This window comes from Lysinibacillus sp. CNPSo 3705 (genome assembly GCF_028674935.1).
In the GTDB taxonomy this organism is placed as follows: Bacteria; Bacillota; Bacilli; order Bacillales_A; family Planococcaceae; genus Lysinibacillus.
Genome location: NZ_JAQZSD010000088.1, coordinates 1 through 13,833, shown reverse-complemented (window position 1 = coordinate 13,833; position 13,833 = coordinate 1). Strand labels below are relative to the sequence as shown.

Here is a 13,833-nt window from a genome sequence, read left to right as displayed (position 1 = left end):
GAAACTTTGCGTTATTGATCTTAGTTGAACCGCCGTATACGGAACCGTACGTACGGTGGTGTGAGAGGTCGGGAGTTAATCACTCCCTCCTACTCGATTATACCGATTTTATTGTCCTTTTGATCTTTCATAATAATGACCATAGCTTTCAAAAAACTGATTTTAAATTTAACTAAAGCTTTACTTTTGATGCTGATCGGAACCTGAGTCAGTAACACAAGTTCAACCTGGGCGTATGACCGTCGTGGGAATCGCACAAGCACGACCAATCAGTTAGGGGCCACAGAGAAGTTCGTATATGATAACTTTAATCGCCTAGTACGTACAAATCTATCAGATGGAAAAGATGTTCAATTAAAGTACAATGCCTATGATGATGTTATTTTTGCAAGGGATAACCATACACAAGTAGCCTTTGATTATACTATTCTTGGCAGTTTGGTGTCTCGAGAACAAGGTGGGAAGAAAGTACAATTCACCTATGATACAGAGGAGCAGTTAACCGCTGTTATCAATGAAAAAGGCGAAGCGTATCAGTTTGAACGTGATGAAAAAGGGAGTATCATCAAGGAAATCGGCTTTGATGAGATAGAAAGAACGTATGAGCGAAGTCTGGCAGGGTTAGTTCAGAGAATTCAACGTCCAGGCGATCGGTGGACAGCATATCAACATGACGGCCTAGGGAATATCATTCGAGCTGATTATTATGATGACACCTGGGAAACGTTTGGCTATGACAAAAAATGGTTCGTTAATTGAGACTGAAAATGAACATGTGAAAGTAAAACTAGAGCGAGACGCATCTGGACAAGTGATCAAGGAATGGAAAAATGACCATTGGATTGCGAGTAGCTATGATGAATTAGGCAACCGTTCACAGATTACGAGTAGCTTAGGTGCAAAAATGGATGTCGCTCGTAATGAAATGGGTAATGTGTCGCAAATCGCGGCTTCTCGCTCCGAGCAAGCCCATTGGACAGCATCTATGCAGTACAATGAACTTGGTCAAGAGATTGAGCGAATCTTACCAGATGAAGTTATCAGCAAATGGCAGTATGATATAGCAGGTAGACCGATACACCATCGAATAAGTAGTCAAAATCGTGACACACGAAGACGCGTGTATAATTGGGACGTCAATTACCGCTTACGAAGTATGGTAAACGAGTTAACGGGTGTAAAAGTTACCTATGGTTATGATGAATTCAATAACCTCGTCTGGTCCAATCAAGGTGGTCAATTTGATTTCTTACACCGCAGTGTCGATGATGTCGGGAATTTGTATGAAACGAAAGAAAAGACAGATCGTGTCTATGGCGCCGGTAGTAGATTGCTTGAAACGAAAGAGGCAACTTTCTCTTATGATGAAGAAGGTAATCTTGTTCAGAAGGTTGAGAAGAATGGTGATACGTGGAAGTACGAATATAACGGCAATGGCATGATGTCGAAAGTCGTACGCCCAGACAAGACAGAAGTTACTTTCAAGTATGATTCGCTAGGTAGACGAATTGAGAAGAGCTCTGACGAAAAAACAATGCAATTCGTATGGGATGGGAATACTATCCTACATGAGTATTTCTTAGAGAATGATTCAGATGAATTTAAAATACTTCTGAAATACCAGATAATTTAGTCACATGGGTATTTAATGATGGGTTCGTACCTTCAGCGAAAATTACGAGTGAAGGTAATTACAGTATTATTAGTGACTATTTAGGAACGCCTGTTGAAGCCTATGATGAAGAAGGTAATAAGGTTTGGTCAGCAGGGCTTGATATTTATGGACGAGTGAATAAGTTTACTGGTGAACAAGATTTCATACCGTTTAGGTACCAGGGGCAATATGAAGATGTAGAAATAGGATTGTATTATAATCGATTCCGATACTACTCTCCAATTGAGGGAATATATACCATCCAATAGGGCTTGAGGGTGGAAATCCAACGATTTATGGGTATGTAAGTGACCCAAATATATGGCTTGATCCATTTGGATTAATAACTTGGAATACTGCTAGAAAGAACTTCTGGAAAGAAGAAGCATTAAAAAATCCGTTTGTTCAAGGTTCTAATGGTAAAATTTATAAATATTCTCCTGCTAATTTAGCTAGGATGGCAAAGGGAAAAGCTCCTCGAATTTTGGTTGAAATAGTGGATAAAAATGGGAATAGAGTAATAAAGAAAGTTTCAATGGAATTACATCATACTTATATACCACAAAGATCAGGAAGTAAATTAGCACATAAATTTTGGAATTTAACGCCTGTTACACCTTGGGCACATGAGACAATGGATGAGTTTAGGCACACTGGTTCACAGTTAAAGAGGATTATAAAAGGTACAGGAACATTCGGAAAATGTCCTTAATTATGGAGGGGTATTATGGAAAGTTTACAGAGTGTAAAAGAATTAGTTCAATCACAAGCGTATAATGTAATTTTAGAGAAAGTAAGGGAATATAAGGAAGTAGATGGGGAAATTTGGACTGGAGGATTAGATCAAAACATTAAGCGATTATATAAAGCTGGGGTGTCAGCAGAAGAACTACTTAATTTAATGAAGTCAGACAAAGAAGAATTAACCAATTATGCTCTACTTAGATCAATGGGGAAAATTAATTTTGAACAAGAATATCCAGAAAATGAAGAACCTGACCCCGATGATGAGGATGAAATTGTTGCCATTCTTCCTCCAAATAAAGAATTTTTACTTTCTTTTTTATCGAATACTTTGTAATCAAAAATAAACCCAATGAACTACAATCTTATTTAAAAGCATTACGAATACCAAAGGCTAAAGAAGAGGCAAATTTGTTCAGAGAATTATATCATAAATCAATCATAATCTGATGTATATGGCAGAGGAAGTGATGTGAAAATTATAATATATTCCAACACTTTGACTCTGCAGCTACTTCTACACAGTAGTTACCGGTGTAGGTTTTCGGACAAGTAGTAGTAAACAAAAATTAAAAATATAATTTAAAGTGGCGAAGATATAACATATTTACTGAAGTTAAAGGGTCTCTCCCTTTGTATTAAATGTTTGAAGCTAAATTAAAAAGGGCAATAAATCCATTTAAAAGGATTTTATTGCTCTTTTAATCTTTATATCTAACTATAAAGATTAGCTTATGATGCCGATCCAACTTAGTCAAGTGACATTACCAGACGGGAAAAGTTCAACCTGGGCGTATGACCGTCGTGGGAATTATACAACAACAACGATCAATCCCCCAGGACCAATAGAGAAATGTTAATGGCATGATGTCAAAGGTCATCAGACCAGATAACTTGGAAGTTACTTTCAAGTACGACTCGCTAGGTAGACGGATTGAGAAGAGTTCTGACGATAAGACAACAAGTTTCGTTTGGGATGGGAATACATACTACATGAGTATTTCCTGCAGCATGATTTTGATAAATTTGAAAATCTAGTTGAGAGTTCTTAACAGAATAAATCTGAAATACTAGACAATCTAGTCTCGTGGGTTTTTAAGATGGGTTCGTACCTTCAGCGAAAATTACGAGTGAAGTTAATTACAGCATTATTAGTGATTATCTTGGAACGCCTGTTGAAGCCTATGATGAAGAAGGTAAAAGGGTTTGGTTAGCTAAGCTTGATATTTATGGACAAATGGTGGAGCTCACAAGTAAGCAGGATTTCATTCCGTTTAGGCAACAGGGACAGTATGTGGACATAGAGATTGGATTATACTACAACAGATTCCAACTTGAGGGAATGTATTTACAACAAGATCCTAATGGGCTATCTGGTGGAAATCCTACGCTTTCGGGTACGTAAATGATCCGAATACTTGGATTGATCCTTTGCTCCTTGGAAAAGAAATAAATTCAATGAATGGTTTAACAAAGCAACCCCGAAGGATGTTTCAGATAATAAGGCTGCTGTTGAAACGTCATTAAGAAACGGTGGAGGAAAACATGAATTATTTCCTGTAGCTACTGCGGCAAAGGCAAGAGATCTTGGTTTTACTGCAGAAGAATTGAAACGAATGGCTGTAGATAAAAATAGAGTAACATTTGTTGATGTACCTGATAAAGATGGTGTTCTTCATTTAGGACCTCATTCAACAGGTAAGAAAAGAGTTTTTTGTCAATCGAGTAAAGCAAGTGGGAACTTCCATCGACGATTATCAGATGTTTTAGAAATGTAAATACAAAAAACACTACCAATCTATTCTTGTAAACAACCTTAGTTTTCCCTGTGTCTAATAAAATTTTCCCTTCTGTAAGAGAATGTTCTCTGTACCAAACACACGAGATTAATCAAGTTATGGATTAAAAAATACTTTAAAGTTAAGGTTATTTAAATAGTTATTTTTGTAGTTTTTTTTAAACAAAATAAAATAAATCATGATTGGACAACACTTTATGTAGGTTTAGAATATGAATCCACAGAATCTTGATATTGCAATTCTTTTGATTTGTTTACTTGATAGAGTTGAACTGTTTTAGAGGAATTCAGAAGTGACTTAAAGGAACAATCGGAAAAGTAGGGAAATCAAGGTAAAACAATAGCTAAGCAAGCACAAGAGTTGTTCGATTTTACGTTTGATGCAGCTAAGTACCTGGGGAAGTACGAGAAAAGTTTTACAAAGATATAATGCTAAATACAAGTAAATTTGAGATTAAAGGGGTAAGTATGAAGATAAAAGAGATTATTAAAAAAATTGAACAGGATAGTAATTGTAGACTTGTGAAAAGAATCACAGATTTCACAAGTGATTTAGCTCTTCCAAAAGATTTGCATTATTTTTTTAGCAATTATGAATCCATACAAATGTTTTTAGATAAGCCTTATGGGATAAAAATAGTTTCTTCAAATGAATTTATTCCAACTAGTAAAAAGCTTTATCCAGAGGATGATGTTATTTGGGAGGAACTAAAAGATGATATTAGTAATGACTGGCATCTTATTGCTGAATCTGAGCAAATAAATCAATACATTAGTATCGACATGAACAATTCTCATTTTGGTTATTGCTATGATAGTTTCTTGGAAACCCATGCAACACCAGGAGATAGTCAGATTATTGCTAAAAGCTTTACGGAACTGTTAGAGCATTTATACTCAAGTAAAGGTGAAAATTTATTTTGGTTGGTAGAAAATTTCGAATCGTATGGGGATGCATATGAGGGTCTTGAATAACAAGAATTAGCTAATACTGACTTGGAAGATAAATCATGGAAAGATACGTCAGTTGGTGATAGGGAGTTTGAGATTTATTCTTTAGAATCATAAAAATAGCCAGTTAACGGTCAAGCCGATTTTTGGCTATTTTTAGATTGCTAAGAGGCAGCCTCTTTGTTCGTTTTATCGAGAAATTTACCGAATTGCGTCAATCCCCCCTAAACTATGCATTTGATTCCTTTTTAATACCTAAATAAGTGAATGACCTCCAAACATATTCAAGTGGCCCGAAGCGGAATTTGGATAACCAAAGTTTACTAAAAATCACTTGGAAAATAAAAATGACAATCGCAATGATGATAGCTGTCGTTAAGTGGAGTTTTCCGTATACGCCAAATGCAAATGGTCCAAATAACAATGTACATATAATAGATTGTCCGATATAGTTTGTGAATGCCATTCTTCCAGGGAACGCTAACCACTGTATAGCTTTCTTTCCTTTCACCGTATGATAAATAAAGATCAAGCTAATAGCATAAAAGATAGTTAGGAATGGTGAGCTAATATATTGAACAGCAGAAAAATTTTCGAAAAGGAATGGTAAGATCCAGCACAATGTTCCCCCAAAAATAAATGTAAGCAACCACGTAATGAAAAAGTCTTTTCGATATTCTTCAAAACGGTGAAGCCATTTTTTCTTCGCAACAGCCGCTCCGAATAAGAACATTAGTAAGTACGGAAGATTTGTAAATAAATAAAATATAGGGTTGCCTAGAGAAAGAACATATAATCCATTACGCATTGTATAAAAAGTTCTTTCCATAAAATTAGCATTCATTAATTGTTGAATACTTCCATTTTGATGGGCATCTATTGTAAATTGCATAAGCTGACGACTTTCCTCTGACATTGTCATTGACATCATTGTAGAATCGGAGGATAGAGCCCCTAACGTAAATAATCCAAAATATAAGCTATATAAAGTTACGCTAATGATTAACATAACATTAGGTTTTAACTTATGCAGGAAAAGGAGTAATAATCCTAAGATTGCATAGTCTGTTAAAATATCTCCGAACCAAATGAAATAAGCGTGGATACAACCAAAAATAAAGAGCGCAATAAGTCGTCTAAAATAAATTCCCCAGAAGTTTAGTTGCTTTGCGGCGGCTCTTTCCTGCATAATGACCATGCCAAAACCGAACAACATAGAGAACAGCATGACAAATTTTCCATCGACAAACATAGTAAGAATAGTATGAACGGTATAATCGGCTTGATTCCAAAAAGAAGTCCATTCATTTTTAAAACCTAGATCTTCCTGCATATAGGCCGGATAAAGGAACCAAACAATATTGGCTAATATGATTCCTAATAATGCGAACCCCCTTAATACATCAAGTGTTTCAATCCGCTCTTTGGCAGAGATGGGTGAAAGCTTTTGCTTCATATAATCATCCTTTTCATGGTTATTTTGTTCTTTCAACAAATGGCTATTGTTGAAAAAACCTTTGTTAATGACTATAAATAATAAATATCAAGATTTTATAAGGAAATTAAGGCATTGTAATTTATAAATCGAAAAGTTTGGGAGGGGAATTGGGGATTTTAGGGAGTATCCTATAAAGCCGTTTCCCTTTACTAAAGATATTCCAACTCTACTATTGGAATGGTAGAAATTTATAATAGCGTTATAACAAAGTATTGCGAAAATTAGTACATTTTGTGAAAATGCTACGTAATCTATTATTTTTTAGTATTTTATAGAAAATATTGTTGAAAGTATGTAAAATAATGGTACAATGAAGTTGTAGTTACATTAATAGTTATTAATTCCTTGGAAAAGAATTAGTAAGATCAGTTTGAATATATTCATACTTTAAATGATGTAACTATGTGTAAAAGGTAATAAACAAACTAATGAAATGAGGAGATTTTATGATTAAAATGATTCAATTTTTAGAGCAAAATCCGTCGATGGTAACTTTGTTAAAAGAAAAAAAAGCTTCTCTAGTTGGTGTTACTGAACTTGAGCAGAAAGCAATCATAACATCCTTTGACGATGAAGAGATATGTTTGGAAAGTGGCTTTTGGCACTAAACTTTTTAAAAAATAATTGGCTATGGCTTGCTATAAGTACTTACCTCATATTTGGGAGCTATTTGCTATATGTTACTTATAGCACGCCTTATTTGGGAATTAAATTGAAAGAAGAGAATGGACAATGGCTAGTAATAGAACCATATTTTAAGGAGTGGGCAAATAAGCAAAATATCTCAGCAGGGGATATTATTTTAGAAGTTGATGGTAATAATATTAATGAATTAAATATTATTAAATATGATCCTGTAATTAGGGTAGCTAAAGAGTTAACGTTGGAGAAACAAGAAGATAGACGGTTAATTCATATACAAATAAAACCATTTGACATTCCTGAACAACTTTTCTATATATTTTTTTTACCAGCATTTTATTATTTATTAAGTTTAATTATTTCTCTCTATTTATACAAGAAACAAAAGAACTCGAGTCTAATAAATTTACTTATTCTTTTTATTCTATCTGTATCTTTAGCCTATGTTAGTATTGGTGCATCAGGAAGATTAGATAGTGTTGGAACAGTTGTGAATCGAAGTAGTATGCTACTTTGTCTTGTTCTTTTGATTCACTTTTTAAGAAATTATTTTTTATTCTTGAATTTAAAATGGTTATTAATTTACAACATTAAAATACTATATATACTACCTTTAATTATAGTTTTTCTTAGTATTTTTAGCATCGTTTTCCCCTCTACAAATACTTTATTCTCTAACTTTACCTTGTGGTTATTTTTTATTTTATTAATAATAATTCTTTGTATTTTGGGGATAGGTTATTCAAAATATAAGACCCCACAATTGAAAATTTTTTTACTAAGTATTATTATCCCATTCTTACCATTCCTTTTTTTGTTTGCTATACCTGAGATTATTTCCCATAAATATATACTTTCTGCCGAAATATGCTCCTTATTCTTAATGTTCATACCATATAGCTTTATATGTACACAGCTCACTGAACGTATATTTGATATGGAATACTTTATTACCCGTTTACGCTATTACTTTAATTTTTCATTTGTTTTTACGATTTGGTTATTAGTAGGTCTGTATGTAATTACAGATTTGTCTATTTCAAGAATGGCGGAAGTATTCTTTTTTGCCTTCTTATCATTAATAACACTTTTCTACATTAAAGAGAAAATAGATTATCATAAGCGAAAAATTCTTTTTTCAACAAAGGGGGATTATATCCATCGATTGTATACGACAGTTGATAGTATTGGTAGGGTCGTGAAGATTGAAGATTTGCTGGATAAATTTGTTCAAGAAATTGCTTTACACCTTGAGATTAAACATGTTTACGTATTAACCTATGATTTGCAAACACATCAAGTTACTTCCACAAGTACATCAAAAGAATATACCCAAAATCAAATGGATGAAATATTACTTGAAAATCTCCGCATGGGGGATGTAAAGAAAACGGAGCATTTTTATATAGCTTTTATCCACCAAGATGTAAATTATAAAAGAATACTAGTCGTAGACCATAATAAATCAATTTATTTAAAGGATGAGGAGTTACTATGGCTTGAATTATTACTTTTATATGTAAATAATTTTATTGAAAATACGAAAATGGTGGAAGATCTATTAGAACAGTTAAAGCATATGAAAGAGGCTGATAAAAGTCAGCTACCATGGCTCAATAAACTACTTTGGCTACGCTTTGAACAAGAAAAATATCAATTAGCACAAGAGCTTCATGATACGGTTTTACAAGAGCAGCTTCATATTGCTCGAGAAATGGATGTATGTATTCATGCGAAGAGGACAACGGATATTCAGGTGAACCTTACTAAGATTCATGATCATATGATTGCATCGTTGAATGATTTAAGAGGCTACTGTGAAAATTTGAAGCCACCATTATTAGATACACTAGGCTTAAATGCTGCGCTTGAAAAGCTTATTCAAAAAGTTCATAAACGTGCGGATTTTGTTTTAGTTTACACAATGGATCGTCTCTATTTAGAAGATGAGCGTTTAAACTTAATGATTTATCGGCTTTTTCAAGAGTTGTTAAACAATGCATTAAAACATTCGTATGCCAATACTGTCGAAATTCATTTGTTAGAAACAGCAGATGGCTTTGAAATATTTTATTCAGACGATGGTGTAGGCTGCAAAATGGATGGCATTATTGTTTCTGATTCAATGGGAATTAGGGGGATGCAAGAGCGGGTACAGGCATTTAATGGTCAGTTTTCTATCAATACCAATGTAGGAGAAGGAATGTCCATTCGAATTAAAATAAAAGAAGGAAATCATACGCATTCCTATGACTACGATACTTATAATAGAAGGTCAACTCCTAGTAGAGGATAATATATGAATAGAAAGAAAGATATGAACGATGTTAACACCTCCTAATCTTCTCGTCGAAATTACAGAACGAGTTGGATTGGGAGTTTTTGTATTGAAGTAGAAAGAAAACGCAACAAAATGAAGGGCTGGTTTCTGCAAAACAACTTCAAAATATGCGAATTTGGTAACTTATCAGGTAAAAAATTTAAAGTATGATTAGTCATTCTAGTAAGGAGAAACGCACATGCTATTAGAAGAACGGTTAAATAATTGGGTAGATTCTTTTAATCGAAACGGTTATTTGAATGGTACTTTATTAATTGGATCTAATGAGAATATTCTTTTAAACAGAGGGTTTGGTATGGCGAATTGGGAGCATACTATACGAAATGTACCAACAACTAAATTTCGTATAGGGTCACTTACGAAAGCATTTACGGCGATGGCTATATTTCAATTGCATGAAAGGCAAAAATTGAGTATAAATGATGGCGTAGGTAAATATCTACATGATTATCCGAATGGTCAACAAATAACGATATTTCATTGTTTAACGAATAGCTCCGGAATACCTAATTATACTAATGCGCCTGATTTTTGGTTTCGTACAATGAGATTGCCATCAACATTAGATCAGCTTATTGCTTCCTTTAAAGAAAGGGAATTAGAGTTTGAACCTGGTAGTAAATTTGGCTATTCAAATTCAGCGTATGCGTTGTTAACGGCTATTATTGAAAAAGTTTCAGACATGTCTTATGCAGATTACATACAGCAGCATATATGTCACCCATTAGGTATGGATCATACAGGCTGTGATAATGGGGTGAAGCTTATACCAGGTTTAGCTTCTGGTTATTCATTTTGGGAAGAGCCCATTCATGCAGCGTATGCAGATATGTCATTTCCATTAGGTTCCTACGGTTTATATTCTACAACAGAGGACCTATTTATTTGGGATCAGGCATTAACATCATCCAAACTACTTCGCAAAGAATTAACAGAGAAAATGGTGACTCCAAATCTTGGATCCTATGCGTGTGGCTGGATGGTCTCTGAAGTAATGGGGAAAAAATGTGTGCATCATTTCGGAGATATTAGCGGGTATTCAAGTGATTTCCTTAGATTTGTCGATGACCAAGTTACGATTATCTTTTTAAGCAATATGAATGTTACACCCGTTATGCACTTAAGTAGAGAGATTGCAAAGGTCGTTTTTGATAGAAATGTATCTTCATTGGCCCCTGCCGTTCCGGTAACGTTCACAAAGAATGAATCTGTCGAGGGGCAATATTTAATGGAAAATAAAGTACTTACTATTTCTATTAAAAATGAAGAGCTTTATTTAACGGTCCCTAAGATGTATGGCGCATTATATAAATTTAAGCTTATACCAATTAGTCATGACGCTACGAAAAGCGCTTTTTTAACCGAGATGATTTATGAACGATTGATCTTTTATTATTCATTATCAGGCGAAATAGAGCGCGTAGAATACATCGATTGTTATGAAAAAACTTATATGCTTCATAAGCAATAGATGGAATATTATATTTTGAAACTAGAAAGAAACATCTCAAATCATAGTTGAGATGTCTCTTTGATGTTATTCATTATATGCGTTTAGCGTGAACACGAAGATACTTTTCGACATCATTGTAAAGTCCTGATTGATTTGCGTATTTCACATAGTTTTTGGCAGTACGTAACCATTCTAATGTAGATGGCTGTATCTCTTCTAAAACATGTAATAAATCATTAGTGTTGATAGGGCGTTCATCACCGGTTGCTAAAATTTCAGCAAGTACATTTTCGGTAGCTAATTCAATCGTATTTTCAATGTCTGCACCTGAGAAAAACTCAGTTTGAGCAGCTAGTGTTTCGACATCTATTTCTTCAGCATATCTACCCGCTAGCTTTAATTTAAAAATTTGCTCTCTCGCTTTTTTATCTGGTGGCGCGACAAAGATGAGACGGTCGAATCGACCAGGGCGCTTTAAGGCGCTATCGATATCCCATGGGGTATTTGTAGCAGCCATAATAAGTACTTCATCTGTGCTTGTATCAATTCCCTCTAACTCTGTAAGGAATGTGTCGATCATTCCTCGAGTATATTCAGAAGCTTTAGACCGACTCATACCAATCGTGTCTACTTCATCAAAAAACATAATACTTGGCTTTTGAAAACGCGCCTTATCAAAAGCCGCTTTTAAATTTTGTTCACTTTCACCAATATAGCGATTTAATATGTCAGTAATATGAACGGGATAGAAATTAGCCTTACATTCACCAGCGGTTGCCTTGGCAATAAATGTTTTTCCACAACCAGGGGGACCATAGAGCAGTACACCGCCGCCTACTTTTTTTCGAAACTTAGCAAATAAACCTTTGTTATAAAATGGGCTAATAATACGTAAAGTAATGGTCTTTTTTAAGTCATCCAGCCCAGCAACATCCGTAAAAGTGATTTGTTCCTTCCCTTTTTTTACTGTTTTAGGGGCTTTACCATCAATAATTTTTAACCTAGGTGTAAAATCTATTATTTGATCCATCTCGGTTTCTTCACTTTTGTCTTCTCTTTCAAGCAATTCTTCTGCTGAAGCGGCAATGTCTTCAGTAGTCTCAATCATTTCATCTGACTTCGTTTGCTGAATTCGCAAACTCGTTTTTGTTAATTCATTTATGATTTCCATACGTAGTGTATCATCTGTACAGAGAGAAATTCCTGTTGAATACGATTGTATCGCTTCTAGCCAACGATCGTTTTCAGCAAGCTCTTTTCCCAGCCAGTAATGTGCTTGAGGGTCAGTTGGGCTTTGTTCCACCATTTGCTGTAACCATTTAATTTTATCCATATGTATAACCCCTTATTTTTCTTAGTCCCTTAGCCAATGGAACTGATATCCATGTATAAAGTGCAAGTATTACATAGCATTTTAAAAACAGCATGGCTATACTATCAAACCCTAGTGCTAATAATAAAAAGGTTAGCCCAATCCCTACAAGCCAAATGATAGCTGGACCCCCTAAACGCTCTATAAAACGATTAGGCGCTAGCAGAGGGTGGGTTGTAATTTCCATCTCTTCTAATAGAGCTAGTAATGTTTGATCCTCAGGATTTAAAAGAAAGGCTTGTCTGTAATATTCTTTCGCTTCTTTTTCGTTATTTCGGAAGGAGGCATTTATTCCGAGGTGCAACAATTTTGCCACTTCACTATCTGCTGAATTCATATATTGTTCTAATGCTAGGATTTGTTGTTCTTTACTTCCATGTACACCTTGTAAAATAAAGTTTCTCCGTAATACATATGAATTGTCCGGATCTAATTCTAATGCTTTATTGATTAATAACTTTGATTTATTACGATATCCTGTTTGTTTCATTAAAACAGCATAGCCTGCATGTGTTTCTGCATTATTTGGATTTAAGCGAAGTGATTCAAGAAAGGCTTTTTCTGCTTCTTGCCATCGCTCGGTCTCCATGTATAGATGGCCGAGAAAATAAAATATGATTTCCTCATCGAATCCTAATCGCATCGCTTCATGAAATTGTTTTTCAGCCTCGCCAAATTCGTTTATTGCATAGTTACTGTAAGCTAACATATACCAAAGCCGGCTATTTTCAATATTGTCATGTAATTCCTCGTTAATAAGCTCAATAACTTGGGGATATTTCCCTATATTAAAATAATGCTCGATAACTTCAAAAGTTGGTTCTTCATATTCATCATATTCTTCAAATTCACTCATAATATATCTCCTTTCCTATAGTGCTAGTAAGAATAACGTAACCAAAGCATCGATTAAGCCAGAGAAGATGATTGCAGCAAATCCTGGTCTCCATAATGATTCAGCACCACCATCTACTGCTAAATGTTCTTTATACGGCTTGTCTAAAAATGCGAAGAAAATGAAAAAACAGGCAACCCCAAAAAGTCGACCAATAAATTTAATATATTTTTCATCTATGGGGATGACTTGTTGACCAATTGCGTAAACGACCGCAAGCTTCGCAATAATAAGTACAATACTAATAATCGCTAACAGCTGTATATCTTTTTTCTTAATTTTTAGCCATTTAGCGTTTTGTATACCTAGTATGGTAATGGCAAAAATACCACCAAACGCAGCAACAAAAAATAGATTACTAATCTCATAGCTTCTTGTCCTGTCTACTTCATTGTTTGTTAAACTAGGTTCATATAGATTTTCCATAATTCCATCAAGCTCCTGTTTCCTATTAATATCCTAATAATAGTTGTATTATACATATA

General features: G+C 34.4%; 15 protein-coding genes. 11 read left to right on the top strand and 4 right to left on the bottom strand.

The window, feature by feature from the left end; genetic code table 11:
• Nucleotides 1-441 precede the first annotated feature (441 nt).
• The 8 genes from PVA17_RS22640 (at nt 442) to PVA17_RS22615 (ending at nt 5,171) form a co-directional block, all read left to right on the top strand.
• Nucleotides 442-759, top strand: coding sequence for a hypothetical protein (locus PVA17_RS22640; RefSeq protein WP_274069051.1), 318 nt, complete (start codon nt 442-444; stop codon nt 757-759).
• Nucleotides 734-1,633 (top strand): RHS repeat domain-containing protein, encoded by a 900-nt coding sequence (locus tag PVA17_RS22635; RefSeq protein ID WP_274069050.1) that lies wholly within the window; start codon nt 734-736, stop codon nt 1,631-1,633. The genes PVA17_RS22640 and PVA17_RS22635 overlap by 26 nt, the downstream gene beginning before the upstream one ends.
• Nucleotides 1,618-1,923 (top strand): RHS repeat domain-containing protein, encoded by a 306-nt coding sequence (locus tag PVA17_RS25420; RefSeq protein WP_369128057.1) that lies wholly within the window; start codon nt 1,618-1,620, stop codon nt 1,921-1,923. Before PVA17_RS22635 ends, PVA17_RS25420 begins: the two co-directional genes overlap by 16 nt.
• A 266-nt stretch (nt 1,924-2,189) precedes the next feature.
• On the top strand, nt 2,190-2,366 hold the full coding sequence (locus PVA17_RS22630) for a hypothetical protein (RefSeq protein WP_274069049.1): 177 nt from the start codon (nt 2,190-2,192) through the stop codon (nt 2,364-2,366).
• A gap of 15 nt (nt 2,367-2,381) precedes the next feature.
• On the top strand, nt 2,382-2,735 hold the full coding sequence (locus PVA17_RS22625; protein ID WP_274069048.1) for a hypothetical protein: 354 nt from the start codon (nt 2,382-2,384) through the stop codon (nt 2,733-2,735).
• 786 nt (nt 2,736-3,521) lie between these two features.
• Nucleotides 3,522-3,803 carry an RHS repeat domain-containing protein gene (locus tag PVA17_RS25410; protein WP_369128056.1) on the top strand — a complete coding sequence of 94 codons (282 nt, stop codon included), beginning with the start codon at nt 3,522-3,524 and terminating at the stop codon, nt 3,801-3,803.
• Between the two features lie 211 nt (nt 3,804-4,014).
• Nucleotides 4,015-4,176, top strand: a complete 162-nt coding sequence (locus tag PVA17_RS22620) for a hypothetical protein (RefSeq protein ID WP_274069047.1) — start codon at nt 4,015-4,017, stop codon at nt 4,174-4,176.
• Nucleotides 4,177-4,664: 488 nt separating this feature from the next.
• Nucleotides 4,665-5,171 (top strand): hypothetical protein, encoded by a 507-nt coding sequence (locus tag PVA17_RS22615; protein WP_274069046.1) that lies wholly within the window; start codon nt 4,665-4,667, stop codon nt 5,169-5,171.
• Nucleotides 5,172-5,376: 205 nt separating this feature from the next.
• On the opposite strand, the gene PVA17_RS22610 is transcribed toward PVA17_RS22615, so the two are convergent.
• Nucleotides 5,377-6,603: a DUF418 domain-containing protein gene (locus PVA17_RS22610; RefSeq protein ID WP_274069045.1), complete on the bottom strand. Its 1,227-nt coding sequence runs from the start codon at nt 6,601-6,603 to the stop codon at nt 5,377-5,379.
• A gap of 488 nt (nt 6,604-7,091) precedes the next feature.
• Here PVA17_RS22610 and comX point away from each other — a divergent pair, with 488 nt between their 5' ends.
• From comX to PVA17_RS22595, 3 genes are all read left to right on the top strand, one after another.
• Entirely contained in the window at nt 7,092-7,253 is a 162-nt protein-coding gene (comX, locus tag PVA17_RS22605) for a competence pheromone ComX (RefSeq protein WP_132356698.1), read from the top strand.
• Between the two features lie 92 nt (nt 7,254-7,345).
• On the top strand, nt 7,346-9,583 hold the full coding sequence (locus tag PVA17_RS22600) for an ATP-binding protein (protein WP_337993629.1): 2,238 nt from the start codon (nt 7,346-7,348) through the stop codon (nt 9,581-9,583).
• A 223-nt stretch (nt 9,584-9,806) separates the two neighbouring features.
• Nucleotides 9,807-11,099: a serine hydrolase domain-containing protein gene (locus PVA17_RS22595; protein WP_274069043.1), complete on the top strand. Its 1,293-nt coding sequence runs from the start codon at nt 9,807-9,809 to the stop codon at nt 11,097-11,099.
• Between the two features lie 73 nt (nt 11,100-11,172).
• Here PVA17_RS22595 and PVA17_RS22590 read toward each other — a convergent pair whose 3' ends face one another.
• Genes PVA17_RS22590 through PVA17_RS22580 form a run of 3 tightly spaced genes read right to left on the bottom strand, consistent with a single transcriptional unit; the run spans nt 11,173 to nt 13,774 of the window.
• Nucleotides 11,173-12,414, bottom strand: a complete 1,242-nt coding sequence (locus tag PVA17_RS22590; RefSeq protein ID WP_274069042.1) for an ATP-binding protein — start codon at nt 12,412-12,414, stop codon at nt 11,173-11,175.
• Nucleotides 12,407-13,309 (bottom strand): tetratricopeptide repeat protein, encoded by a 903-nt coding sequence (locus PVA17_RS22585; protein WP_274069041.1) that lies wholly within the window; start codon nt 13,307-13,309, stop codon nt 12,407-12,409. The genes PVA17_RS22590 and PVA17_RS22585 overlap by 8 nt, the downstream gene beginning before the upstream one ends.
• A 15-nt stretch (nt 13,310-13,324) precedes the next feature.
• Nucleotides 13,325-13,774, bottom strand: a complete 450-nt coding sequence (locus tag PVA17_RS22580; protein WP_274069040.1) for a hypothetical protein — start codon at nt 13,772-13,774, stop codon at nt 13,325-13,327.
• Between the last annotated feature and the right edge of the window lie 59 nt (nt 13,775-13,833).

Coding starts and splice junctions, on each gene's coding strand:
- PVA17_RS22590 (WP_274069042.1), bottom strand. CDS start 12,414: ATGGATAAAATTAAATGGTTACAGCAAATGGTGGAACAAAGCCCAACT.
- PVA17_RS22625 (WP_274069048.1), top strand. CDS start 2,382: ATGGAAAGTTTACAGAGTGTAAAAGAATTAGTTCAATCACAAGCGTAT.
- PVA17_RS22580 (WP_274069040.1), bottom strand. CDS start 13,774: ATGGAAAATCTATATGAACCTAGTTTAACAAACAATGAAGTAGACAGG.
- PVA17_RS22635 (WP_274069050.1), top strand. CDS start 734: ATGACAAAAAATGGTTCGTTAATTGAGACTGAAAATGAACATGTGAAA.
- comX (WP_132356698.1), top strand. CDS start 7,092: ATGATTAAAATGATTCAATTTTTAGAGCAAAATCCGTCGATGGTAACT.
- PVA17_RS22585 (WP_274069041.1), bottom strand. CDS start 13,309: ATGAGTGAATTTGAAGAATATGATGAATATGAAGAACCAACTTTTGAA.
- PVA17_RS22595 (WP_274069043.1), top strand. CDS start 9,807: ATGCTATTAGAAGAACGGTTAAATAATTGGGTAGATTCTTTTAATCGA.
- PVA17_RS22610 (WP_274069045.1), bottom strand. CDS start 6,603: ATGAAGCAAAAGCTTTCACCCATCTCTGCCAAAGAGCGGATTGAAACA.
- PVA17_RS22615 (WP_274069046.1), top strand. CDS start 4,665: ATGAAGATAAAAGAGATTATTAAAAAAATTGAACAGGATAGTAATTGT.
- PVA17_RS22630 (WP_274069049.1), top strand. CDS start 2,190: ATGGAATTACATCATACTTATATACCACAAAGATCAGGAAGTAAATTA.
- PVA17_RS22620 (WP_274069047.1), top strand. CDS start 4,015: ATGGCTGTAGATAAAAATAGAGTAACATTTGTTGATGTACCTGATAAA.